18 protein-coding genes are annotated in these 23,510 nt (G+C 69.5%); 10 read left to right on the top strand and 8 right to left on the bottom strand.

The genetic code is table 11. From position 1 onward, the window contains the following. Positions 1-52: 52 nt before the first annotated feature. Genes gspL through AB4Z46_RS24585 form a run of 7 tightly spaced genes read left to right on the top strand, consistent with a single transcriptional unit; the run spans position 53 to position 8,527 of the window. Positions 53-1,255, top strand: a complete 1,203-nt coding sequence (gspL, locus tag AB4Z46_RS24615) for a type II secretion system protein GspL (RefSeq protein WP_442286167.1) — start codon at positions 53-55, stop codon at positions 1,253-1,255. Further along, complete coding sequence (gspM, locus tag AB4Z46_RS24610) at positions 1,252-1,803, top strand: type II secretion system protein GspM (RefSeq protein ID WP_442286166.1); 552 nt, start codon at positions 1,252-1,254, stop codon at positions 1,801-1,803. Before gspL ends, gspM begins: the two co-directional genes overlap by 4 nt. A 10-nt stretch (positions 1,804-1,813) precedes the next feature. Next, positions 1,814-2,608 (top strand): type II secretion system protein N, encoded by a 795-nt coding sequence (gene gspN, locus AB4Z46_RS24605; RefSeq protein WP_442286165.1) that lies wholly within the window; start codon positions 1,814-1,816, stop codon positions 2,606-2,608. Positions 2,609-2,610: 2 nt separating this feature from the next. Continuing rightward, positions 2,611-4,896: a type II secretion system secretin GspD gene (gene gspD, locus AB4Z46_RS24600; protein ID WP_442286164.1), complete on the top strand. Its 2,286-nt coding sequence runs from the start codon at positions 2,611-2,613 to the stop codon at positions 4,894-4,896. A 45-nt stretch (positions 4,897-4,941) separates the two neighbouring features. After that, positions 4,942-6,357: a type II secretion system ATPase GspE gene (gene gspE / locus AB4Z46_RS24595; protein ID WP_442286163.1), complete on the top strand. Its 1,416-nt coding sequence runs from the start codon at positions 4,942-4,944 to the stop codon at positions 6,355-6,357. A gap of 33 nt (positions 6,358-6,390) precedes the next feature. Further along, positions 6,391-7,623, top strand: coding sequence for a type II secretion system inner membrane protein GspF (gene gspF / locus AB4Z46_RS24590; protein ID WP_442286162.1), 1,233 nt, complete (start codon positions 6,391-6,393; stop codon positions 7,621-7,623). A 7-nt stretch (positions 7,624-7,630) separates the two neighbouring features. Beyond that, the gene (locus AB4Z46_RS24585; protein ID WP_442286161.1) at positions 7,631-8,527 is read left to right on the top strand and encodes a 5'-nucleotidase; all 897 of its coding nucleotides are present in this window, start codon (positions 7,631-7,633) and stop codon (positions 8,525-8,527) included. 9 nt (positions 8,528-8,536) lie between these two features. On the opposite strand, the gene AB4Z46_RS24580 is transcribed toward AB4Z46_RS24585, so the two are convergent. Genes AB4Z46_RS24580 through AB4Z46_RS24570 form a run of 3 tightly spaced genes read right to left on the bottom strand, consistent with a single transcriptional unit; the run spans position 8,537 to position 12,313 of the window. Further along, positions 8,537-10,204 (bottom strand): putative 2-aminoethylphosphonate ABC transporter permease subunit, encoded by a 1,668-nt coding sequence (locus tag AB4Z46_RS24580; RefSeq protein ID WP_442286160.1) that lies wholly within the window; start codon positions 10,202-10,204, stop codon positions 8,537-8,539. Next, a complete protein-coding gene (locus AB4Z46_RS24575; RefSeq protein WP_442286159.1) occupies positions 10,201-11,268 on the bottom strand; it encodes an ABC transporter ATP-binding protein in 1,068 nt (355 codons plus the stop codon). Before AB4Z46_RS24575 ends, AB4Z46_RS24580 begins: the two co-directional genes overlap by 4 nt. A 10-nt stretch (positions 11,269-11,278) precedes the next feature. Further along, positions 11,279-12,313, bottom strand: a complete 1,035-nt coding sequence (locus AB4Z46_RS24570; RefSeq protein WP_442286158.1) for a putative 2-aminoethylphosphonate ABC transporter substrate-binding protein — start codon at positions 12,311-12,313, stop codon at positions 11,279-11,281. A gap of 237 nt (positions 12,314-12,550) precedes the next feature. On the opposite strand from AB4Z46_RS24570, the gene AB4Z46_RS24565 reads away from it, so the two are divergent. Further along, positions 12,551-14,317 carry an ABC transporter ATP-binding protein/permease gene (locus AB4Z46_RS24565; RefSeq protein ID WP_442286157.1) on the top strand — a complete coding sequence of 589 codons (1,767 nt, stop codon included), beginning with the start codon at positions 12,551-12,553 and terminating at the stop codon, positions 14,315-14,317. Here AB4Z46_RS24565 and queC read toward each other — a convergent pair. The 5 genes from queC to AB4Z46_RS24540 form a co-directional block, all read right to left on the bottom strand. Further along, positions 14,296-14,997, bottom strand: a complete 702-nt coding sequence (queC, locus tag AB4Z46_RS24560; protein WP_442286156.1) for a 7-cyano-7-deazaguanine synthase QueC — start codon at positions 14,995-14,997, stop codon at positions 14,296-14,298. The genes AB4Z46_RS24565 and queC overlap by 22 nt on opposite strands. Before the next feature lie 5 nt (positions 14,998-15,002). Then, entirely contained in the window at positions 15,003-15,440 is a 438-nt protein-coding gene (locus AB4Z46_RS24555) for a TA system VapC family ribonuclease toxin (RefSeq protein WP_442286155.1), read from the bottom strand. Next, entirely contained in the window at positions 15,437-15,664 is a 228-nt protein-coding gene (locus AB4Z46_RS24550) for a hypothetical protein (RefSeq protein WP_442286154.1), read from the bottom strand. The genes AB4Z46_RS24555 and AB4Z46_RS24550 overlap by 4 nt, the downstream gene beginning before the upstream one ends. 72 nt (positions 15,665-15,736) lie before the next feature. Beyond that, positions 15,737-16,213 carry a cyanophycin metabolism-associated DUF1854 family protein gene (locus tag AB4Z46_RS24545; protein ID WP_442286153.1) on the bottom strand — a complete coding sequence of 159 codons (477 nt, stop codon included), beginning with the start codon at positions 16,211-16,213 and terminating at the stop codon, positions 15,737-15,739. Next, positions 16,210-18,489, bottom strand: coding sequence for a cyanophycin metabolism-associated ABC transporter (locus AB4Z46_RS24540; protein WP_442286152.1), 2,280 nt, complete (start codon positions 18,487-18,489; stop codon positions 16,210-16,212). Before AB4Z46_RS24540 ends, AB4Z46_RS24545 begins: the two co-directional genes overlap by 4 nt. Positions 18,490-18,616: 127 nt before the next feature. Between AB4Z46_RS24540 and AB4Z46_RS24535 the strand changes: the two genes are divergently transcribed. Both AB4Z46_RS24535 and cphA read left to right on the top strand, forming a co-directional pair. Beyond that, on the top strand, positions 18,617-20,857 hold the full coding sequence (locus AB4Z46_RS24535; protein WP_442286180.1) for a cyanophycin synthetase: 2,241 nt from the start codon (positions 18,617-18,619) through the stop codon (positions 20,855-20,857). A 33-nt stretch (positions 20,858-20,890) separates the two neighbouring features. Further along, a complete protein-coding gene (gene cphA / locus AB4Z46_RS24530) occupies positions 20,891-23,458 on the top strand; it encodes a cyanophycin synthetase (protein WP_442286151.1) in 2,568 nt (855 codons plus the stop codon). Positions 23,459-23,510: the final 52 nt, after the last annotated feature.

Below are 23,510 nucleotides of genomic sequence, written 5' to 3'. Positions count from 1 at the left end.
CAACCTTCTCCCTACAATAGCGATCCTTCTCTTTTCTCTCCATGGCCTGGCCTTGCTGCTCGTAACTATTCCTCTCGCCTCCGGTTCGGCCACCGCCGAATACGGCTGGGCGGTCTGGTCCAGCGACGGCCGCAAGCTGCGTTCCCAGGGCAGCGCGCCGGCGTCGCTGTTGCCCAGCAACGACGAAGTCATCCTCGGCGTCCCGGCCGCGGCGATGTCCTGGCACCAGGTCACGCTGCCGCAGGGCAGCATGAGCGGCGCGGCGCGGCTGCGCTCGGTGCTCAGCGGCCTGCTCGAAGACCGCTTGCTCGACGAGCCCGAATCGCTGCACTTCGCGCTCGAGCCCGATGCCCGCGTCGCCGTGCCGGTCTGGGTCGCCGCCTGCAACCGCGTCTGGCTGCGCAACGCGGTGCAGGCGCTGGAATCGGCCGGTCGACGGGTCACGCGGATCATTCCCGAATTCACGCCCCAGGCCGCCGGCGAGCCCTCGATGCTGTTCGCCATCGGCGAGCCGGACGCCGCCCAGTGCGTCGTCTGCGGCGTCGATGGCGTCGCCATGCTGCCGCTCGACAGCGCCGGCGTCGCACTGGCCGGGACGCTGCCCGCCGGCAGCACCGTACGGGCCGAGCCCGCCGTGGCGGAGCTGGCCGAAAGCGTGTTCGGACAGCAGGTACCGATCGTCATGCCGGCCGAGCGCTGGATGCAGGCCAGCGCCTCGGCCTGGGACCTGGCCCAGTTCGACCTGGCCTCGACCGGCCGGGCCCGCGCGAGCAAGAAGCTCGCCGCCGTGTCGCGCGCGCTGTGGTACGGACGCCAGTGGCGCGCCGCGCGCGTTGGCGCGCTGGTGCTGGTGCTGGCCCAGTTGGTCGGGCTCAATGCCTGGGCCTGGAAGGAGCGCAATGCACTGGACGCCAAGCGCGCGGCCGTGCGCAGCCTGCTGACACAGACCTTCCCCACGGTGAAGCTGGTGATCGACGCGCCGGTGCAGATGGCGCGCGAAGTGGCGGCCCTGCAGCAAGCCACTGGTGGCGTGGTCACGGCAGACCTCGAACCGATGCTCGGCGCCCTGGCAGCGAGCCTCCAGCCAGGCCGGGTGCCGACCGCGATCGACTTCAGTGCCGGCCAGCTGCGGCTGCGCGGACTCGGTCTGCCGGCGACGGAATTCGCCAAGCTCAAGACCGCCCTCTCGTCGCGCGGCTACAGCGCGCGCAGCGAGGGCGACCTGCTGCTGGTACAGGCGGAGGCGGCCCGATGAAATGGTTCGAAGCGCTCAAGGCACGCTGGCAGGCTTGGTGGCCCGAACTCGGAGCGCGCGAGCAGCGGCTGGTCCTGATCGGCGTCGCGCTGGTGACGCTCGCCGTCATCTGGTGGGTGGCGCTGGCGCCCGCGCTGCGCGTGCTGTCCGCCGCCCCGGCCGAGCACGCGCAGCTCGATGCGCAACTGCAGCAGATGCGCCAGCTGCAAACCCAGGCCAAGGCCCTGCAGGCGCAGCCGCGCACCAGCCGGGAAGACGCGCTGCGCGGGCTCGAGACCTCGGTCCGGCAGAATCTCGGGCCGAATGCCCAGTTGCAGGCGGCCGGTGCCGGCGAGGGCGTGACGATCGCGTTGCGCGACGTGCCCGCCGACGCCCTGGCCCAGTGGTTCGCCCAGGCGCGCAGCAATGCCCGCGCCGTGCCGCGCGAGGCGCACCTGACGCGCAGCGCTCAGAACACCGCTGCGACACCCGCAGCGCCCGCCGCAAAGGCCGAAGCCCCCCGCGTGCGCTGGGACGGCACCCTCGTCATGGGCCTGCCGGCCCGCTGAACGCCGCCCGATGGTCACGACGCCACCCGATTCCGCCCGCAGCTCCGGCTGGCGTTGGGCCGCCGCCGGGACGCTGATCGGCGTCGCCTTCTCGCTCTCGGTGTTCGCCCCGGCGCGCTGGCTGGCCGCCGGCCTGGCGCAGTGGAGCAACGGCCACCTGCAGCTCGTCAATGCGCGCGGCACCGTCTGGAACGGCACCGCCGGCCTGGTGTTCTCGAGCGGCGCGAGCGGCGCCGAAGCGATCTCGCTGCCCGGCATGCTGGCCTGGACGCTGCGGCCGCGCTGGGACGGCATCGCCGCCGCGCTCGACCTGCCCTGCTGCGCGGCGAAGCCGCTCGAACTGCGCGGCCGCCCGCGCACCGATGGCCTCGAGCTCGACTGGAGCAACGGCCAGTCGCGTTGGCCCGCCGCGCTGCTGACCGGATTCGGCGCGCCCTGGAACACGCTCAAGCTCGACGGCGTGCTCGACCTGTCGATGCAGGACTTCGTGCTGCGCTGGAGCGGTTCGAAGCTGACGCTGGCCGGCCGCGCGACACTCGACGCCACCGACCTCTCCTCCAGCCTGTCGACCCTGAAGCCGATGGGCAGCTACCGCCTGGCCCTCGAAGGGGGGCCAGCGCCGACCCTGCTGCTGACCACCCGCGAAGGCAGCCTGCAACTCAGCGGCAGCGGCCGCTGGAGCGGCACCTCACTGCGTTTCGACGGCGAGGCCAGTGCCGCGCCGGGACGGGAAGACGTGCTTTCGAATCTGTTGAACATCATCGGGCGGCGCGACGGCGCACGCTCGCTCATCACATTGGGTTGACCATGAAGCCAACGTCTTCGAACGGCCTCCGCATCGGAACCATCGCGCTTGCAGCGCAGTTGCTGATCGCGGCCTGCATTCCTTCCGCCTTCGCGCAGGACGCCTCGGCGCCCGTGCGCGGCGAACCGATCACCCTGAACTTCAGCAATGCCGAGATCGAATCGGTGGCGCGCACGATGGCGGTGGTCACCGGCCGCGACGTGGTGGTCGACCCCCGCGTCAAGGGCACGATCACGCTGCAGACCGACCGCGCGATCTCGCCGACCGCGGCCTTCAACCAGTTCGCCTCGGCGCTGCGGCTGCAGGGCTTCGCGATCGTGCAATCCGAAGGGCTCTACAAGGTGGTGCCCGAAGCCGACGCCAAGCTGCAGAGCAACACGGTGACCACCTCGACGCCGACCACTTCCAGCGTCGCCGGCAACCAGATCATCACCCAGGTCTTCAAGCTCAACTACGAGTCGGCCAACAACCTGCTGCCGGTGCTGCGCCCGTTGATCGCGCCGAACAACACGATCAACGTGAACCCCGGCAACAACTCGCTGGTGATCACCGACTACGCCGAGAACATGCGCCGGCTGGCGCGCATCGTGGCGGCGCTCGACGTGCCGAATGCCTCCGACATCGAGGTGATCCAGCTCAAGCACTCGATCGCCAGCGACATGGTGCCATTGGTGACGCGGCTGCTCGAAGGCGGCGGCAGTGCGTCGACCACCGGCGCCGCCGGGGTGCCGGGCCAGGCCGATGCGTCCTTTCGCACCACGCTGCTCGCCGAGCCGCGCGGCAACGCGATCATCCTGCGCGCCGCCAATCCGGCACGCGCCCAGTTGGCGCGCACGCTGATCGACAAGCTCGACCGTGCTCCCATCGACTCCGGCAACGGGGCGGCCGGCAACGTGTATGTGGTCTACCTCAAGAACGCCGATGCGGTAAGGCTGGCGACGACACTTCGCGCGGCGATCTCGGCCGAGGCGCGCGGCGGCGCCGGCGCCGGCGCAACAGGCACCGCGGGCCAGGCCCCCGCACAGGCAGCGGCGCAGCTCGGTGCCCAGCAGAACACCGGGGCGAGCCTCGCGGCGACCGCGCCGGTCAACAACGCGAACCAGCCTTCGACCGGCGGCCAGATCCAGGCCGACCCTTCGACCAACTCGCTGATCATCACGGCCTCGGAACCGCAGTACCGCCAGATCCGCGCCGTCATCGACAAGCTCGACGGTCGACGCGCGCAGGTCATGATCGAAGCGCTGATCGTCGAAGTCACCGCCACGAAGGCTGCGGAATTCGGCGTTCAATGGCAGTCGGCGATCGGAAACAATGGCGTCATCGGCACCAACTCCAGCCTGAACGGGATCGGCTCCAATATCCTGACGCTCACCGCCGCCCTGGCGGCGAAATCCCCGGCGGGGTTGGCCGGGCTGGGAAGCGGCCTCAACATCGGCGTCGGCCGCAAATACGGCAGCGGCTACGTGTTGAATGCGATCGCCAACTTCTTCGCCAGCGACGCCGATGCCAATCTGCTGTCGACGCCCAATCTCCTGACCCTCGACAACGAGGAAGCCAAGATCGTCATCGGCCAGAACGTTCCGTTCGTCACCGGCTCGTTCTCCAACCCCGGGGCCGCCGGCGGGCAGAACCCGTTCACGACCATCGAACGCAAGGACGTGGGTCTGACGCTTCGCGTGCGACCGCAGATCAATGAAAACGGCACCATCAAGATGACGGTGTTCCAGGAAACCTCCACCGTCCAGGCCGGGACCGAAAACAACGCCAACGGCCCGACCACCAACAAGCGAGCGATCGAATCCAGCGTGCTGGTCGAGGACGGCGGCCTGGTCATGCTGGGCGGCCTGCTGTCGGACAACTACAGCAACAACGTCGAGAAGATCCCGCTGGCCGGCGACATCCCGGTGCTGGGCAATCTCTTCAAGAATGAAACCCGAAAACGGGACAAAGTGAACTTGATGATGTTCCTGCGGCCGATCGTGATGCGCGACGCGAACACGACCGCGGATGTCACCAACGAACGCTACGACACCATGCGCTCCCTGCAGCAGCGGCAGCAGCCCGACGAGAACATCATGCTGGACAACGTGAACAGTGCGCCGGTCATTCCGGCGCTGCCGGCCCAGGCGCGCCCGCAGGGCCAGGGCAGGACCGAGGGAGCCCCCCCGCTGCAGGGCACCACGCTGATTCCGCCGCCCATCCCGCCGACCCAGAGACTGGCGCCGTCTCCCCTGAAAGGCGCATTGCCGCCGACGGCGGATCCGTCGACCTCGCGCGAACTGCCGTAGCGCCTGGAGCTCTCCATCACGTTCTGACAGAGCCGAGAGAAACCGATGCGCTATCCCCTGCCCTATGCCTTCGCTCGCGGCCAGCAGCTGCTGCTGGAAGAAGCCGACGACGGCGCCCTGACGCTCTGGATGCCCAAGGTGCCGCCGCGCAGCGCGCTCGGCGAGGTGCTGCGCAAGTACCCGGTCAAGGCCTTCGAGCCGCTGCCGCCCGAGCAATTGGCGCAGCGCATCAGCGCGGCCTATGCCAAGGGCGAATCGAACGCCGCTGCGGTGGTCAGCGAGGTGCAGGGCGATGCCGACCTCTCGCGCATGATGCAGGAGCTGCCGGCGGTCGAGGACTTGCTCGAGTCGGCCGGCGACGCGCCGATCATCCGGATGCTGAACGCCCTGCTCACGCAGGCCGCGCGCGACGGCGCCAGCGACATCCACATCGAGCCCTATGAGCGGACCTCGTCGGTGCGCTTTCGCATCGACGGCACGCTGCGCGAGGTGGTGCAGCCGAACCGCGCGCTGCACGCCGCGCTGATCTCGCGGCTGAAGATCATGGCCGACCTCGACATCGCCGAGAAACGTCTGCCGCAGGACGGCCGCATCAGCCTGCGGATCGGTACCCGCGCGGTCGACGTGCGGGTCTCGACCCTGCCCTCGGCCCATGGCGAACGCGCCGTGCTGCGGCTGCTCGACAAATCGGAAAGCAAGCTCACGCTCGAATCGGTGGGCATGCAGGGCGATACGCTGGCGCGCTTCGAGCACCTGATCGGCCAGCCGCACGGGATCATCCTGGTGACCGGCCCGACCGGCTCGGGCAAGACCACGACGCTGTACGCCGCGCTGAGCCGGCTCGACGCCAGCAGCAGCAACATCATGACGGTCGAGGACCCGATCGAGTACGAGTTGCACGGCGTCGGCCAGACCCAGGTCAACGCCAAGATCGATCTGACCTTCGCCAAGGCGCTGCGGGCGATCCTGCGGCAGGACCCAGACGTGATCATGATCGGCGAGATCCGCGACTTCGAGACCGCGCAGATCGCGATCCAGGCCTCGCTCACCGGCCACCTGGTGCTGGCCACGCTGCACACCAACGATTCCGTCAGCGCGGTGACGCGGCTGACCGACATGGGGGTCGAGCCCTTCCTGCTGAGCTCCTCGCTGCTCGGCGTGCTCGCGCAGCGGCTGGTGCGCAAGCTGTGCCCGGTGTGTGCGCCCGCCGCCGGCCACGAGGCGCAGCCGGTGGGCTGCGAGGCCTGCGGCCAGACCGGCTACCAGGGCCGCACCGGCGTCTTCGAACTGCTGGTGGCCGACGAGACGGTGCAGTCGCTGATCCACAACCGCGCGCCCGAGAGCGAGCTGTTCGTGGCCGCCGAACGCGGTGGCCTGCGCTCGATGCGCGAGGACGGCGAGCGGCTGGTCAAGGCAGGCATCACCTCGCGTGCCGAGCTGCTGAGGGTGACCCGGGACTGACGTCCCCCGGCTGGCCTGGAGGACAATCGCGCGATGCCTGCTTACTCCTTCGAAGCGATCGACCAACAAGGCCAGCCGCGCAAGGGCGTGGTCGAGGCCGACACCGCGCGCGCCGCACGCKGCATGCTGCGCGCGCAGGCGCTGATTCCGCTGGCGCTGACGACTGTCGGCAGCGTCGAGAGCGGCGTGCCCGCGGTCGGCGGCTGGCGTCGGCTGTACGGCGGCGGACGGGTCTTCAACTCGACCACGCTGGCGGTCTGGACACGGCAGATCGCAGGGCTGGTGTCCTCGGGCCTGTCGCTGGAACGCGCCTTGACCGCCCTGACCGACGAGGCCGAGACCGAGGAACAGCGCAACCTGGTCGCCTCGCTGCGTGCCGAGGTCAATGCCGGCTCTCCTTTCGGCCGTGCACTCAGCCAGCACCCGCGCGAGTTCTCGCCGATCTACACCGCCGTGATCGGCGCCGGCGAGCAGAGCGGCAACCTGGGCCTGGTGCTCGAGCGCCTCGCCGACGACCTCGAACAGCGCCAGGCGCTGCAGCAGAAGCTGGTCGGCGCGGCGGTCTATCCGGCGATCGTGACGCTGGTCGCGATCGTGATCGTGATCTTCCTCGTGAGCTACGTGGTGCCGCAGGTGGCCAACGTGTTCGCAGGCACCAAGCGCGCCCTGCCGATCCTTACGGTCGGCATGCTCGGCCTCAGCGCCCTGGTGCGCAACTACGGTTGGCTGGCGTTGATCTTCATCGTGCTGGGCGTGGTCGCGGCCCGCATGGCGCTGGCGCGCGACGCGATCCGCGAACGCTTCGACGCCGCCTGGCTCAACCTGCCGCTGGTCGGCAAGCTGGCGCGCGGCTACAACGCGGCGCGCTTCGCCAGCACGCTGGCGATGCTGGCGACCGCGGGCGTGCCGATCCTGCGGGCCCTGCAGGCCGCCGCCGAGACGCTGAGCAACCGCGCGATGCGCGCCGATGCGCTCGATGCGCTGGTGCTGGTGCGCGAAGGTGCGCCGCTGGCCTCGGCGCTGGCGCAGAAGAAGCGCTTCCCCGGCATCGTCGCGATGTTCGCGCGGCTCGGCGAGCAGACCGGCACCCTGCCGCTGATGCTGCAGCGCGCGTCGAACCAGCTCGGCGCCGAAGTGCAGCGCCGCGCGATGCATCTGGCGACCATCCTCGAGCCGCTGCTGATCGTGGCGATGGGCGGCGTGGTGATGCTGATCGTGCTGGCGGTCTTGATGCCGATCATCCAGCTCAACCAATTCGTGAAATGACGCGAGCGTGGTAACCCTCGACGACAAGCTGGTGGTGGCGATCTCGTCGCGCGCCCTTTTCAACCTCGAGGAGGAGAACCGCATCTTCGAATCCGGCGACGACGCCGGCTACATGAAGCTGCAGCTCGAACGGCTCGACGTGCCGGCCCGGCCCGGCATCGCCTACTCGCTGGTGCGCAAGCTGCTGCGCTTCAACGACGACGGCCAGCAGCGGGTCGAAGTGGTGATCCTGTCGCGCAACGATCCGGTGTCGGGCATGCGCGTGTTCCGCTCGGGCGTGGCCAACGGCATCTCGCTGCAGCGCGGCGTCTTCACGCAGGGCCGGCCGCCCTTCGGCTACCTGCGGCCGCTGCGCGCCCATCTCTTCCTGTCGGTCAATGCCGATGACGTGCGCGAGGCGCTGGTCGCCGGCTTTCCCGCGGCGCGCGTGCTGGTCGAGTCGGTGCAAGCGAGCGACGCCTATCCGAACGAAGTCCGCATCGCCTTCGACGGCGATGCCGTGCTGTTCAGCGACGAGGCCGAGCGCGTCTTCCAGGCCGAGGGGCTCGATGCCTTCCAGCTGCACGAGTCCTCCAAGGCCGGTCTGCCGCTGCCCGAAGGGCCGTTCAAGCCGCTGCTGGCGGCGCTGCATCGGCTGCAGCAGGCCAGCAGCCCCGTCATGCGCATCCGCACCGCGCTGGTCACCGCGCGCAGCGCGCCGGCGCACGAGCGCGCGATCCGCACGCTGATGAACTGGAACATCAAGGTCGACGAGGCGATGTTCCTCGGCGGCCTGCCCAAGGGCGAGTTCCTGCGCGAGTTCGAGCCCGACTTCTTCTTCGACGACCAGACCGGCCATGTCGATGCGGCCGCGCGCCATGTGCCCTCGGGGCACGTGGCCAGCGGCATCAGCAATCCGCGCTGAGCCCCGCGCTCACCGGCTTCTCCAGGCTTGGGTTCTGGCCAACGCGGCGCGACCGGCCAGCGCGAACAGGCCGCGGCCCAGCGCGGCCGTGAGCATGATCAGGGAGGCCATCGCCGCTGCCGGCGCGACGTCGCCGGCATCGTCCATGTTGAGCACCGCGACCGCGGCCAGCGTGGTCTGGGGCGAGTACAGGAATACCACCGCCGAGACGGTCGTCATCGCGTTGACGAAGAAGTACCCGCCGACCTGCAGCACCGTGGGCAGGGCCACCGGCAGGTGCACCCGCCACAGCGTGCGCCAGAAGGGCACGCCCATCGATTCGGCCACCAGTTCGTATTCGCGATCGAGCTGGCGCAGCGCGGCGAGCGAAGTCAGGTGGGCGACCGAGAAGAAATGCGCGACCGTGCAGACGATCAGGATCGCCATGCCGCCGTAGAGCCCGCGCAGCGGATTCGAAGGCGAGTTGAAGAAGAAGATGTAGCCCACGCCCAGCACCAGGCCCGGCACCGCGAGCGGCAGGTTCGCCAGCAGGTTCAGCGCCTCGCGCAGCAGGCCGAAGCGGCGCGGCTTCTCGACCAGGTAGGCCGAGACGAAGGTCGCGACGGCGCCGGCCGCCGCGGCGCCCAGCCCGAGCTGCAAGGAGTTGAAGTAGCTGCCCCAGCCGCCGCCGTCCATGTTGCCGAAGTCGTAGTTCTTCAGCGATGGCGCGAGCTGGTAGGGCCAGTAGGTGGCGAGCGAGGCGAACACCGCCATGCCGATCATCCCGAGGATGGCCGCGGCGATCAGCAGGCAGGCGGCGAACAGCGCGCGGTCGCGCGCCGGCACCGGCTCCGGGCGGTGCGGCGTGGCGCGCGCCGACAGCGCCGCCGCCTGGCGCCGGCGCACGCGCCGCTCCACCAGGAAGGACAGCAGCGCCGGGATCAGCAGCACGAAGCCGACCACCGCGCCCATCTGGAAGTTCTGCTGGCCCACCACCTGCTTGTAGATGTCGGTGGCCAGCACGCCGGTCTGGCCGCCCACCACCTTCGGCACGCCGAAGTCGGTGATGACCAGCACGAAGACCACCATGCAGGCCACGATCAGCCCGTAGCGCGAGGCCGGCAGGGTCACCGTGCGGAAGACCCGCCAGCGCGAGGCGCCGAGCGTCTGCGCGGCCTCGTAGAGCCGGCCGTCGGAGGTCGCCATCGCGGTGGTGAGGATCAGCAGCGCATGCGGCAGGGTCCAGAAGACCGATCCCAGCACGATGCCCAGTGGCCCGTAGATCGAAAGTCCGCCGAGCCAGTCCTTGAACACGCCCTGGTTGCCGAACAGGTAGATCAGGCTGATCGCCGGCAGCAGCGAGGGCGCCAGCAGCGGCAGCAGCGCGACCGCGCGCAGCCAGCCCTTGCCGCGCATGCACGAGAGCGTGAGCCCGTAGGCGTAGACATAGGCGATGGCGGTGCACAGCACGGCGCTGAGCGCCGCCAGCCAGACGCTGTTGAAGGCCGACTGCACCAGCGCCGGGTTGTCGAGGTAGCGGGCGAAGTTCGCAAAGCCGACGAAGGCACCGGCGCGGTCGAAGAAGCTCTGCCCCACCAGCGCGGCCACCGGCAGCGCGACGATCACGACCAGCGTCGCGAGCGCGAGCAGCAGGCCGGCGCCGGTCAGCCAGCGCTCGCGGTCGACAGCGGCGCTCAATGCGCCAGCACCGACAGCGCGTGCTGCGGCAGCTCGATGTGCACCATGCTGCTGGGCACCAGGGTCTCGTCCGTGCGGTGATCGGGCGGCAGCTCGGCCTCGATCTCGATGCCGAGTGGTTCGCAGGCCAGCCGCGCCGCGGTGCGGTTGCCGAGGAACTCGGTACCGAGCAGGCGGGCGGCGAAGCTGTTGGCGCCCAGGCCGTCGCCGAAGCGCCGGACCACCACGTGCTCGGGCCGGATGCCGACGGTGGCCTGCGCGCCCACCTGCAGCGCGCCGGGCGCGCAGCGCAGCTCGCTGTCGCGCACCCGCACCTTGTCGCCCGCCAGCACGGTGGCGGGCAGCATGTTCATGCGGCCGACGAAGCTGGCGACGAATCGGGTGCGCGGCCGGTGATAGAGCTCGCCGGGCGAACCGGCCTGCTCGATGCGGCCGTCGTGCATCAGCACCACGCGATCGGCCATCGACAGCGCCTCTTCCTGGTCGTGCGTGACCATGATGGTCACGATGCCGAGCCGCTTCTGCAGCGCGCGGATCTCGCCGCGCAGGCTGGCGCGCACCTGCGCATCGAGCGCGGACAAGGGCTCGTCGAGCAGCAGCAGGCGCGGATTGGGCGCCAACGCGCGGGCCAACGCCACGCGTTGCTGCTGGCCGCCCGACAGCTGCACCGGGTACTTGTCGGCATGGGCCGCCAGGCCGACGAGATCGAGCATCTCGCGCGAGCGCCTGGCCATCTCGCGCGCCAGCGCACCGGTCGGATGCAGGCCGTAGGCGATGTTCTGCGCCGCCGTGAGATTGGGGAACAGCGCATAGGACTGGAACACCACGCCGAAGCCGCGCGCCGCCGGCGGCTGGCCGGCGATGTCCTGGCCGTTGAGCAACAGCCGGCCGCGATCGGCGTGCTCGATGCCGCAGACGATGCGCAGCAGCGTGGTCTTGCCGCAGCCCGAGGGCCCGAGCAGGCAGACGAACTCGCCGGGCTCGACGTCGAGGTCGATGCCGTCGAGCACGCGGCTGGCACCGAAGGACTTGCCGATGCCGCGCAGGGACAGGAAGCTGGTCATGCGGATGGCGTCACTGCGGCGGCTTCTTCTCGGACTTCGATTCGTAGCGCTTCGACCATTCGGCGAGGATGCGGTCGCGGTTCGCGGCGGCCCAGCCGAAGTCGTTCTTGGCCAGCAGCTTCTCGACGTCGCCCGGCACGAACTCCAGCTTCTCCTGGATGCCCGGCAGCGCGAGCACCGCGAAGTTCTTGGCATAGAGCTCGTTGGCCTGCTTCGTGACCGCCCAGTCGGCCAGTGCCTTGGCGGCCTCCGGCTTCTTGGTCGTCTTCATGACGCCGGTGGCTTCCATGTCCCAGCCCAGGCCTTCCTTGGGCAGCACGATGTCGATCGGCGCGCCGTCGCGCTTGGTCTTGTTGGCGCGGTATTCGAAGGACATGCCGAGCGCGAACTCGCCGGCGCCGGCCTGGCGGCAGGGCTTGCTGCCGGACTGGCTGTAGATGCCGATGTTCTGGTGCAGCGCGTCCATGTACTGCCAGGCCTTGGGCTCGCCCATCATCTGGATCCAGCCCGACACCATCAGGTAGCCCGTGCCCGAGGCCGCCGGGTTCGGCATCGTGATCTGACCCTTGTAGACCGGGTTCGTCAGGTCGGCCCAGCTGGTGGGCTTGGGCAGGTTCTTCTTCTGCGCCTCGGTGGTGTTGAAGCAGATCGCCGACGACCAGACGTCCATGCCGACCCACTTGGGCGGATTGGCGCTGTCGCGCATGGTCGGCTTGATGGCGTCGAGGCCCTTGGGCGCGTAGGGCTGCAGCATGCCCTCCTTGTCGAGCAGCATCAGCGAGGTGGCGGCCAGGCCCCAGACCACGTCGGCCTGTGGATTGGCTTTCTCGGCCAGCAGCTTGGCGGTGACGATCCCGGTGGAATCACGCACGAACTTCAGCTCGATCGAAGGGTTGTCCTTCTCGAAGGCCGCCTTGTAGGCCTGGACCTGGTCGGCCTCGAGCGCGGTGTACACCAGCAGCTCGGTGCGGCCCTGCGCGGTGGCGCCGGCGCCGAGGGTCAGCAGGACGGCGGGCAGGAGGCTCTGGAAGGTGCGACGCAACATTGGATGGATTCCTCAGGGGGATACGGAAAAATGCAGAAAGGCGCGCGTCGGTACGCGGCAGCCCTGGATCATCGGCAGCGGATATGACAGGCATTTGTCAACGCGGTGGCGCCTCGATGACAAATTGGCGCGTTGTCACGCAGATGACGCCGTTCAGCACCGCTTAAGAATCCGGCGCGTCCCGGGGATACGATGAAAGCAACGCGCCGCACCCAGGCGCGAACCTACTTCCACGCCATGACCACTTCCGCCGGCTCGCCCAATATGCTCACCACCCTGCGCCGCATCGGCGCGCTGGCCTCGCCCTACTTCAGGTCCGAGGAAAAATGGATGGCGCGCGGGCTGCTGGCCGCCATCGTGGCGCTCAACCTCGGTGCGGTCTACATGCTGGTGCTCAACAACCAGTGGTACGCGCGCTTCTACGATGCGCTGCAGAACAAGGACCAGGCGATCTTCTGGAAGGAGATCGTCTTCTTCTGCTGGATCGCGGCCGGCTTCATCGCGATCGCGATCCTCAGGTTCTACCTGACCCAGCTGCTGCAGCTGCGCTGGCGCGCCTGGATGACCCGCAGCTACCTGCAGCGCTGGATGGCCGACCGCACCTTCTACCGCCTCGAACTGGCGCGCTACGGCCAGCAGGACGGGCAGACGCCGGACAACCCCGACCAGCGCATCCAGGAAGACATGCAGATCTTCACCGACTACACCATGACCCTGTCGATGGGGCTGCTCAACGCGGTGGTCACGCTGGTGAGCTTCATCGGCATCCTCTGGGGCCTGAGCGGCGTGGCGAACTTTTCGCTGTTCGGCCATGACTTCTCGGTGCCGGGATCGATGGTCTGGATCGCGCTGGCCTACTGCGCGGCCGGCACGGTCATCACCCACTACATCGGCCGGCCGCTGATCGGCCTGAACTTCCAGCAACAGCGCTACGAGGCCGACTTCCGGCACCACCTGGTGCGGGTGCGCGAATACAGCGAGGCGATCGCGCTGGACCGCGGCGAGAAGGTCGAGCACGGCCAGCTCCAGCTGCGCTTCGGCGCGGTACTGAAGAACTACCTGCAGCTGATCAGGAAGCAGAAGAACCTGGTCGCCTTCACGGCGTCGTTCGGCCAGGCCTCCGTGATCTTCGCCTTCATCGTGCAGGCGCCGCGCTTCTTCAGCGGCGCGATCCAGCTCGGCCAGCTGATGCAGGTCAACTCGGCCTTCGGCCGGGTGCAGGATTCGCTGAGCTGGTTCGTCGACAACTACGACCGGGTGGCCGTCTGGCGCGCCACGGCCGACCGGCTGAGCTCGTTCGAGGCCGCGATGCGGGCCAATGCGGGCGCGACCAGCGCGCTCGAACGCGCACCCGCAGACAACGCCAAGGGCCTGCGCGCCGATGGCTTCGGCGTCACGCTGCCCGACGGCGCGCGCCTGATCGAAGGCGCCGCGCTGGCGGTTCGTCCGGGCGACACCGTGATGCTGCAGGGCCCCTCGGGCAGCGGCAAGTCGACGCTGTTCCGCGCCTTCGCCGGCATCTGGCCCTTCGCCAAGGGCCGGGTCTCGATGCCCGACAACACCATGTTCATTCCACAGCGGCCCTACGTGCCGGACGGCCGTCTGCGCGACGCGCTGGCCTATCCGCAGCCGGCGAGCGAGTTCAGCGATGCGCAGCTGGTGCAGGCCCTGAACGACGCGCTGCTGCCCGACCTCGCGGGCCGGCTCGACGACCGCGATGCGTGGAGCCAGAAGCTCTCGGGCGGCGAACAGCAGCGGTTGGCGATCGCGCGCGTGCTGCTGCGCAAACCCGCCTGGCTGTTCGCCGACGAGGCCACCAGCGCGCTCGATGCCGACAGCGAGGCCACGCTCTACAAGCGACTGACGGCGATGGTGCAGGCCGCCGGCGGCGCGATGGTGTCGATCGCGCACCGGGCCTCGGTCGGCGACCATCACCAGCGCCGCTGGACGCTGGTGCCGCAGCCCGAAGGCAGCGGCGTGCGCTACAAGGTCGAAGCCACGTAGCGCTCCCAGCCCCGCGCGCGCAGCTCGCAGGCCGGGCAGGTGCCGCAGCCGTAGCCCCAGTCGTGGCGCTGCGTGCGGTCGCCGAGGTAGCAGGTGTGGGTGTCTTCGACGATCAGCTCGACCAGCGGCTGGCCGCCGAGCCGGTGGGCCAGGCCCCAGGTCGCGGCCTTGTCGATCCACATCAGCGGCGTCTCGATCACGAAGCGCCGGTCCATGCCGAGCGTGAGCGCGACCTGCATCGCCTTCATGGTGTCGTCGCGGCAATCCGGGTAGCCCGAAAAGTCGGTTTCGCAGACCCCGGTGACGATCACCTCGAGGCCGCGCCGGTAGGCCAGCGCGCCGGCCAGCGTGAGGAACAGCAGGTTGCGGCCCGGCACGAAGGTGTTGGGCAGGCCATTGGCCTGCATCTCGAAGGCGATGTCCTGGGTCAGCGAAGAGGCACTGACCTGGCCCAGCACGTCGACCGCGAGCAGGTGGTCGTCGCCGAGCCGCGGCGCCCACTGGGGAAAGCGTTCGCGCAGGCGCGCCAGCACCGTGAGGCGCGCATCGAGTTCGACGCGATGGCGCTGGCCGTAGTCGAAGCCGATGGTTTCCACGCGCTCGTATTTGGCGAGCGCATCGGCCAGGCAGGTGGTGGAGTCCTGGCCACCGGAGAAGAGGACGAGTGCGGTGCTGTGCATGAATGTCAGTCCGGGATCTTGATGTGGCGTTGCCGCTCGGCGGCGGTGGCGAGCAATTGCGAGATGCCGCCGTCGAAGGTGACCAGCCTCGCGCCATGGCGCATGGCCAGCGTCACGAGCCAGGCATCGGTGATCTGCCGATGTCCGCGCAGGCCGCCGGTGCAGCAGCCCAGGACCTCTTCGATGCCGAAATCCAGCGCAAGGAAGCGATGCTTCGGATGCGCGGTGTTGCGCAGCAGGACTTCGGCGACCTCGCCGATTGAAATGGCCTGCCCCGAGAACACCGGCTGCGAGATCACGCGCACGAAAGCGGCCTGCGTCAGCGCCGTGGTGGCCCAGCCGTCGCGCGCATGGCGCTGGAACCAGCGAATCATGCGCTCGTGGTGCTCGTGCGCCGGCCAACCCAATGCAATCAGCGCGTTGGCGTCCAGCAGCCAGCTCAAGGCGCGTCTTCCAGCAGATCCTTGACCTGGCGGCTCGTGACACGAGGGGCATCCGGCGGCAGATCGAACACCCAGACGCCCGCCTTCTTGCGCACCGGCAGGCGTTCGCCGCCGCCGCGCCGGATCAATTCGGAGATCGCCTGCCCGAGCTTCAGGGCGCGCGCCTGCGCATAGGCCTGAGCCACTTCGAAGGCGTCGTCTTCCAGCGTGACCGTGGTGCGCATGGCTGATGCACTTTCATTGATTTGATGCACTTCATTGTATTTGATGCACCTCCGCGCCGCGCGCCGATGACCCTACAGGAACCGCTCCAGCAACTTGCGCGATCCGCGGTCCAGCGCCTTCACGTCGGGAATGCGGAACTGCACCCCGTGCGCGCTGGCGATCAGCAGCGCGCCGCCTTCGAGCCGGCGGATGTCCTCCTCGGCCTTCAGCACGAAGCGGGTCTCGCCGCGGTCGGTGTCGACGGTCCAGGTGCTGGGCACGCCGAAGCTCGACACCTTGTGCAGCTTCTGCAGCGTGGGCGCGAAGTCCCGGGCCGCGAGCTCGTGGCCGAGCAGTTCGCGCGTGGCCTCGGGCAGCCGGTCGAGGCGATCGATCCAGACCAGCTCGCGGCCGTCGGGGCCGACCAGCGAGATGCCGTCGTCGGGCGCGGTCAGCGGAAAGGCCCGCACCGGCAGCACGCCGGCATGGCGCATGCCGCTGTCGTCCGTCAGCACCAGCCGGCCGAAGGCGTCGCGTTCGAGTTGAAATTGAAGCTGAATGTGGCTCATGCGTCCCCCGCCGGATGTGCTGCGTGTCCGCCCAGCGCCAGGGCCACCGAGGCGCGCTCGGCCGCCGCGCCCGCGCTCTCGTCGTCAGCCTGCCGAAGCTGCGCCTGGTAGAGCCGCCAGTAGGCGCCCTGCTTCTCCATCAGCGCGTCGTGCGGCCCGACCTCGACGATCTCGCCGCGGTCCATCACGACCAGCCGGTCGGCCTTGCGCAGCGTCGAGAGCCGGTGCGCGATCGCGATCGTGGTGCGTCCCTGCACCAGGTTGTCGAGCGCCTTCTGGATCTCCTTCTCGGTCTCGGTGTCGACCGCCGAGGTGGCCTCGTCGAGGATCAGGATCCGCGGGTCGATCAGCAAGGCACGTGCGATGCTGATGCGCTGCCGCTCGCCGCCCGACAGCCCCTGGCCGCGCTCGCCGACCAGCGAGTCGTAGCCGTGCGCGAGCCGCAGGATGAAGTCGTGCGCATGCGCGGCGCGGGCCGCGGCCACGATCTCCTCGCGCGTCGCGTCGGGCTTGCCGTAGGCGATGTTCTGCGCGATGGTGCCGAAGAACAGGAACGGCTCCTGCAGCACCAGCCCGACGTGGCGCCGGTAGTCGGCCACCGCGAAGCGGCGGATGTCGCATCCGTCGACCTTGATGGCGCCGTCGGTGACGTCGTAGAAGCGGCAGATCAGGTTCACCAGCGTGCTCTTGCCCGAGCCGCTGTGGCCCACCAGGCCGATCATCTCGCCCGGCTCGATCACCAGGTCGAGATCGCGGATCACCGCCCGGCTGCCGTAGCGGAAGCCCACGTCGGCCATCTCGATGCGGCCCTGCACGCGCTCCACCTTCACCGGGTTCGCGGGCTCCGGCACGTTGCTCACGTGGTCCAGGATGTCGAAGATGCGCTTGGCGCCGGCGGCCGCCTTCTGCGTCACCGAGACGATCCGGCTCATCGAATCGAGCCGGGTGTAGAAGCGCCCGATGTAGGCGATGAAGGCGGTCAGCACCCCGACCGTGATGCGCCCGCGCGCCACCTGCCAGATGCCGAAGCCCCAGACCACCAGCAGGCCGATCTCGGTCAGCAGCGAGACGCTGGGCGTGAACAGCGACCAGGTCTTGTTGAGCTTGTCATTGACCTGAAGGTTGTAGACGTTGGCGGCATGGAAGCGCTTCGCTTCCCGCTTCTCCTGCGCGAAGGCCTTGACCACGCGGATGCCGGGGATGGTGTCGGCCAGCACGTTGGTGACCTCGCTCCACACGCGGTCGATCTTCTCGAAGCCGGTGCGCAGCCGGTCGCGCACCACATGGATCATCCAGGCGATGAAGGGCAGCGGCACCAGCGTGACCACCGCCAGCAGCGGATTGATCGAGAACAGGATCACGGCGGTCATCGTGATCATCAGCACGTCGGTCAGGAAATCGAGCGCGTGCAGCGACAGGAAGACGTTGATGCGGTCGGTCTCGGAGCCGATGCGCGCCATCAGGTCGCCGGTGCGCTTGCCGCCGAAGTAGTCGAGCGGCAAGGTCAGCAAGTGTTCGTATGTGGTGGTCCGAAGGTCGGCGCCGATGCGCTCCGACACCAGCGCCAGCAGGTAGGTGCGGGCCCAGCCCAGCGCCCAGCCGACCAGTGCCGCGGCCAGCAGCGCGCTGAGGAACATCACGACCTTGGCGACCGCGATCTGCTGCCCGTTCTGGAACGGGATCAGGATGTCGTCCATCAGCGGGATGGTCAGGTAGGGCGGCACCAGGGTCGCCGCAGTGGAGGCCAGGGTCAGTAGAAACCCGGTGATCAGCTGCTTGCGGTAGGGCTTGGCGAAGCGGCCCAGGCGCAGCAGCACCCAGGTCGAGGGCGGGGCCTGGAGCTCCGGCTCGCCGGGCGCCGCGTCGTCCGCATCGGCACCCGACGCTGTCGCCTGCGCGACATCCTCGATCCTTGCCTCGAACAGTTTCTGCAGCCGCAGCGCCGCCGGCTGCTGGGCCAGGGTGTAGCGCCAGCGCGCCAGCCGGCCCCGCGCGTCCAGCAAATCGAGCGTCCCGACGCCGGCGTGGTCGCCGAACTGGAGCTCCAGGCCCCCGGCCGCGGAAATCGGCCATTCGGTCCAGATTCCCCCGGCGCTGCAGGCCAACAGGCGCCGATCGGTCAGCGCCAGCAGGCCGGACTTAAACCGAAGTTCCTCATCGAGGTCAACCGGGAGGGTCGCCAGAACGTTTTCCGCGACTGAGAGCCGACTTTTCAGAGCGTCTGAGGCCTCCCCTGCTTCGCCCCCCGGGGCTCCGAATGGATCTTGATGTTGCATTGTGTTTCTGTACTTCCGGCCCTCCGACGGACCCTTTCTGGCGCACGTCGGGCGCCGATTCTGACTGATCGCCATGGGCGCGCTTGAAGGCGCCGTGGTGCTCGGTCAAAGCACATCGAACGTTTTCATGACCCGTTTCGACGACATCCGTCTGCTGCGCATCAACTATTTGCGCGGTCCGAACCTCTGGACCTACCGTCCGGTGCTCGAAGTCTGGCTCGACCTCGGCGCGCTCGAGGACCATCCTTCCAACACGATCTCCGGCTTCACCGAGCGCCTGACCACGCTGCTTCCGGCCCTGATCGAGCACCATTGCGGCGTCGGCGAGCGCGGCGGCTTCATCCAGCGCCTGAACGAAGGCACCTGGGCCGGCCACGTGCTGGAGCACGTCGTGATCGAGCTGCTGAACCTGGCCGGCATGCCGACCGGCTTCGGCCAGACCCGCAGCACCTCGCAGCACGGCGTCTACCGCATGGTGTTCCGGGCCCGCGACGAGCAGGTCGCCCGGGTCGCGCTGGCCGAAGGCCACCGCCTCCTGATGGCGGCGATCAACGGTGACCCGTTCGGCACCGCCGACGTGCAGCGCGCGGTCGATGCGGTCAAGGCCAAGGTCGAGGACTGCTACCTCGGCCCGAGCACCGCCTGCATCGTCGGCGCCGCCACCGACCGGGGCATCCCGCATCTCAGGCTCAACAGCGGCAACCTGGTCCAGCTCGGCTACGGCGCCAACCAGCAGCGCATCTGGACCGCCGAGACCGACTACACCAGCGCCATCGGCGAATCGATCGCCAGCGACAAGGAGCTCACCAAGTCGCTGCTCGCGAGCTGCGGCGTGCCGGTGCCCGAAGGCCAGGTGGTGGCCAATGCCGAGGAAGCCTGGGAAGCCGCCGAGGACATCGGGCTGCCGGTGGCGGTCAAGCCCTCGGACGCCAACCACGGCCGCGGGGTGTCGCTCGAACTCCACACGCGCGAGGAAGTCATCGCCGCCTTCGCGGTCGCCGAGCCCGAAGGCAGCGACGTGATGGTCGAACGCTTCATCCGGGGCTACGAGCACCGCCTGCTGGTGGTCGGCGGCCAGGTGGTCGCGGCCGCGCGCGGCGAGGTCATCACCGTCACCGGCGACGGCAGCTCGACCGTGGCCCAGCTGATCGACAGCCAGCTCAACAGCGACCCGCGGCGCGGTGCCGAAGAGGAATTCCCGCTCGACGTGATCGTGGTCGACACCGACGCCAAGCTGCAGCTCGAGCTCAAGCGCCAGGACCTGGACGCCGCCGCGGTGCCCGCCGCCGGCCGGGTGGTCACGATCCAGCGCAACGGCAACATGGCGATCGACTGCACCGACCAGGTGCATTCCGAAGTCGCCCATGCGGCCGTGCTGGCCGCCCGCGTGGTCGGCCTGGACATCGCCGGCGTCGACATGGTGGCCACGGACATCTCGCGCCCGCTGGCGGCGCAGGGCGGCGCGATCGTCGAGGTCAACGCCGGCCCCGGCCTGCTGATGCACCTGAAGCCGGCCGTCGGCTCGCCGCGGCCCGTGGGCCGCGCGATCTGCGACCACCTGTTCCCGGACGACGCCCCGGGCCGCATCCCCGTGGTCGGCGTTGCCGGCTCGCAGGGCACGGCGGTGCTGTCGCGCCTGGTGGCCTGGCTGATCGGCCTCGGCGGCCGCCACACCGGCCTGGCCTGCCGCGACGGCCTGTTCCTCGAGCGGCGCCGGGTCGATGCCCGCGACAGCGCCCACTGGGAAGCCGGCCATCGACTGCTCGTGAACCGCGCCGTGCAGGCGGTGGTGATCGAGAACGGCGCCGAGACCATCCTGCGCGACGGCCTGGCCTACGACCGCTGCGAAGTCGGCATCGTGACCGACCTCGAAGGCGCCGAGTTGCTGGGCGAATTCGACATCTCGGCCAGCGACCAGATGGTCAAGGTGCTGCGCACCCAGGTCGACGTGGTGCTGCCCGAAGGCACCGCGGTGCTCAACGCGGCCGATCCACGGGTGGCTGGCCTGGCGCCGCTGTGCGACGGCGACGTGATCCTCTACTGTGCCGACCCGCAGGCCGCGGCGCTGACCGAGCACCAGGCCGAAGGCGGCAAGGCGGTGCTGGTGCGCCAGGACCGCGTGGTGCTGGCCAACGGCAGCAGCGAATCCTTCCTGCCGGGCCTCGGCCGGCTGACCATCTGGCGCGCCACGCACCCCGGCGTCAGCCTCGACAGCCTGCTCGCGGCGGTCGCCGCGGCCTGGGCGCTGGGCATCCCGCTGAACCTGATCGGTGCCGGCGTCGAGGCCTTCGAAGCCGACCTGCAGGCGGCGCTCGCGTCGCTGCAGCTGTCCCAGACCCTTCTCTCGCCCGAACAACAATTTGCCTGACCGTCGGACCCTGGTCCGACGGCACCCCACGCCATGGAAGTCACCCGCATCCGCGCCCTGCGCGGGCCCAATTTGTGGAGCCGCCACACCTGCATCGAGGCGATCGTCCGCTGCACGGCCGATGAAACCGCGATCGAGCGCCTGCCGGGCTTCGAGGACCGCCTGCGTGCGCTGTTCCCGACCATCGGCGAACTGCACCCGATCGTGCTGGGCCAGCCGCTGGCGCTGGCCCACGTGCTCGAGAACGCCGCCATCGCGCTGCAGGCGCAGGCCGGCTGCCCGGTGAATTTCGGCCACACCTCGCGCACCCTCGAGGACGGCGTCTTCCAGGTCGCCTTCCAGTACAGCGAGGAGGCCGTCGGACGGCGCGCGCTCGAGCTGGCCAAGGCCCTGATCGATGCCGCCCACGCCGGCACCGAATTCGACGCCAACGCGGCCATCACCGAGCTGCGCGACCTCGACGAATCCGAGCGCCTGGGGCCGAGCACCGGCTCCATCGTGGACGCGGCGGTGGCGCGCGGCATTCCGTACCGCCGGCTCACGCGCGGCAGCCTGGTGCAATTCGGCTGGGGCTCGAAACAGCGCCGGATCCAGGCCGCCGAGGTCGACAGCACCAGCGGCGTGGCCGAGGCGATCGCGCAGGACAAGGAACTCACCAAGCAGCTGCTCAACGCGGCCGGCGTGCCGGTGCCGCTGGGCCGCCCGGTGGCGGACGCTGCCGACGGCTGGGCCGCGGCGCTCGAGATCGGCCTGCCCGTGGTGGTCAAGCCGCAGGACGGCAACCAGGGCAAGGGCGTCACGGTCAACATCACGACCCAGGAGCAACTGTTCGCCGCCTACGACTCGGCGGCGGCCTACGGCGAGGTCATGGTCGAGAAGTTCCTGCCGGGCTTCGACTTCCGCCTGCTCGTGGTGGGCGACCGGCTGGTGGCCGCGGCCCGCCGCGATCCGCCGCAGGTGATCGGCGACGGCACGAAGTCGGTCCGCGAGCTGGTCGAAGGGGTCAACCAGGATCCGCGCCGCGGCGAGGGTCACGCCACCTCGCTGACCAAGATCAGGCTGGACGACATCGCCATCGGCCGCCTCGAGGCGCAGGGCCTGAAGCCCGACAGCGTGCCGGCCCTGGGCCAGCGCGTGGTGCTGCGCAACAACGCGAATCTCTCCACCGGCGGCACCGCCACCGACGTCACCGACACGGTGCACCCCGAAGTGGCGGCCCGTGCGATCGACGCCGCCCAGATGGTCGGCCTGCACATCTGCGGCGTCGACATGGTCTGCGAGAACGTGCTGCGTCCGCTCGAGGAGCAGCACGGCGGCGTGGTCGAAGTCAATGCCGCGCCGGGCCTTCGGATGCACATCTCGCCCTCCTTCGGCCGCGGCCGCGCGGTCGGCGAGGCGGTGATGGACACGCTCTTCGCGCACGGCGACGACGGCCGCATCCCGGTGGTCGCCGTGACCGGCACCAACGGCAAGACCACCACCGCGCGCCTCATCAATCACCTGCTCGCCGGCAGCGGCCTGCGCACCGGCATGACCAACACCGACGGCGTCTACGTCGACGGCCGGCAGACCGACAGCGGCGACTGCAGCGGCCCGAAGAGCGCGCGCAACGTGCTGCTGCACCCGGACGTCGATGCCGCGGTGTTCGAAGTCGCGCGCGGCGGGGTGCTGCGCGAGGGCCTGGGCTTCGACCGCTGCCAGGTGGCGGTGGTGACCAACATCGGCAGCGGCGACCACCTCGGCCTCAACTACATCACGACCGTCGAAGACCTGGCCGTGCTCAAGCGCGTGATCGTGCGCAACGTCGCTCCGGGCGGCTACGCGGTGCTCAACGCCACCGACCCCAACGTGGCCGCGATGGCGACCACCTGCCCCGGCAGCGTGATCTTCTTCGCCGCCGACCGCGCGCACCCGGTGATGGCCACGCACCGCGCGCAGGGCAAGCGCACGGTCTATGTCGACGGCGACGCGCTGGTGGCGGCCGAAGGCTCGTGGCGCGAGCGCATTCCGCTGCGCGACGTGCAGATCACGCGCAACGGCACCATCGGCTTCCAGGTCGACAACGTGATGGCCTCGGTGGCCGCGGCCTGGGCCGTGGGCCTCGACTGGGACACGATCCGCAGCGGCCTCGCGAGCTTCAAGAACGACGCCGCCGGCGTGCCTGGCCGCTTCAACGTGATGGACTACCGCGGCGCCACCGTGATCGCCGACTACGGCCACAATACCGACGCCATGCGTGCGCTGGTCGCCGCGGTCGACACCATGCCGGCGAAGAAGCGTTCGGTCGTGATCAGCGGCGCCGGCGACCGGCGCGACTGCGACATCCGCGACCAGACCGCGATCCTCGGCCAGGCCTTCGACGACGTGATCCTCTACCAGGACGCGGCGCAACGCGGCCGCGCCGACGGCGAGGTCATGGCGCTGCTGCGCCAGGGTCTGGAAGGCGCGGAGCGCACCCGCTTCATCGACGAGATTCGCGGCGAATTCATCGCCATCGACGCGGCACTGGCCCGGCTGCAGCCCGGTGACCTGTCGCTGATCCTGGTCGATCAAGTCGAGGAAGCGCTGGCGCATCTGTCGAAACGGATCGCCGCGGGGTGATCGGCTCGGGCCGCAGGCCGCCTTGGGGCGGCCCGGCGCCGGCCTGAGCCCT

The organism is Variovorax sp. M-6, assembly GCF_052114385.1.
GTDB lineage: Bacteria > Pseudomonadota > Gammaproteobacteria > Burkholderiales > Burkholderiaceae_C > Variovorax.
This window is presented reverse-complemented; position numbering and strand designations above follow the sequence as displayed.

Excerpts from the sequence above, each read along its gene's own strand:
- gspM (WP_442286166.1), top strand. The coding sequence starts at position 1,252 with ATGAAATGGTTCGAAGCGCTCAAGGCACGCTGGCAGGCTTGGTGGCCC.
- gspN (WP_442286165.1), top strand. The coding sequence starts at position 1,814 with ATGGTCACGACGCCACCCGATTCCGCCCGCAGCTCCGGCTGGCGTTGG.
- gspD (WP_442286164.1), top strand. The coding sequence starts at position 2,611 with ATGAAGCCAACGTCTTCGAACGGCCTCCGCATCGGAACCATCGCGCTT.
- gspE (WP_442286163.1), top strand. The coding sequence starts at position 4,942 with ATGCGCTATCCCCTGCCCTATGCCTTCGCTCGCGGCCAGCAGCTGCTG.
- AB4Z46_RS24575 (WP_442286159.1), bottom strand. The coding sequence starts at position 11,268 with ATGACCAGCTTCCTGTCCCTGCGCGGCATCGGCAAGTCCTTCGGTGCC.
- AB4Z46_RS24570 (WP_442286158.1), bottom strand. The coding sequence starts at position 12,313 with ATGTTGCGTCGCACCTTCCAGAGCCTCCTGCCCGCCGTCCTGCTGACC.
- AB4Z46_RS24565 (WP_442286157.1), top strand. The coding sequence starts at position 12,551 with ATGACCACTTCCGCCGGCTCGCCCAATATGCTCACCACCCTGCGCCGC.
- queC (WP_442286156.1), bottom strand. The coding sequence starts at position 14,997 with ATGCACAGCACCGCACTCGTCCTCTTCTCCGGTGGCCAGGACTCCACC.
- AB4Z46_RS24550 (WP_442286154.1), bottom strand. The coding sequence starts at position 15,664 with ATGCGCACCACGGTCACGCTGGAAGACGACGCCTTCGAAGTGGCTCAG.
- AB4Z46_RS24545 (WP_442286153.1), bottom strand. The coding sequence starts at position 16,213 with ATGAGCCACATTCAGCTTCAATTTCAACTCGAACGCGACGCCTTCGGC.
- AB4Z46_RS24540 (WP_442286152.1), bottom strand. The coding sequence starts at position 18,489 with ATGCAACATCAAGATCCATTCGGAGCCCCGGGGGGCGAAGCAGGGGAG.
- AB4Z46_RS24535 (WP_442286180.1), top strand. The coding sequence starts at position 18,617 with ATGACCCGTTTCGACGACATCCGTCTGCTGCGCATCAACTATTTGCGC.
- cphA (WP_442286151.1), top strand. The coding sequence starts at position 20,891 with ATGGAAGTCACCCGCATCCGCGCCCTGCGCGGGCCCAATTTGTGGAGC.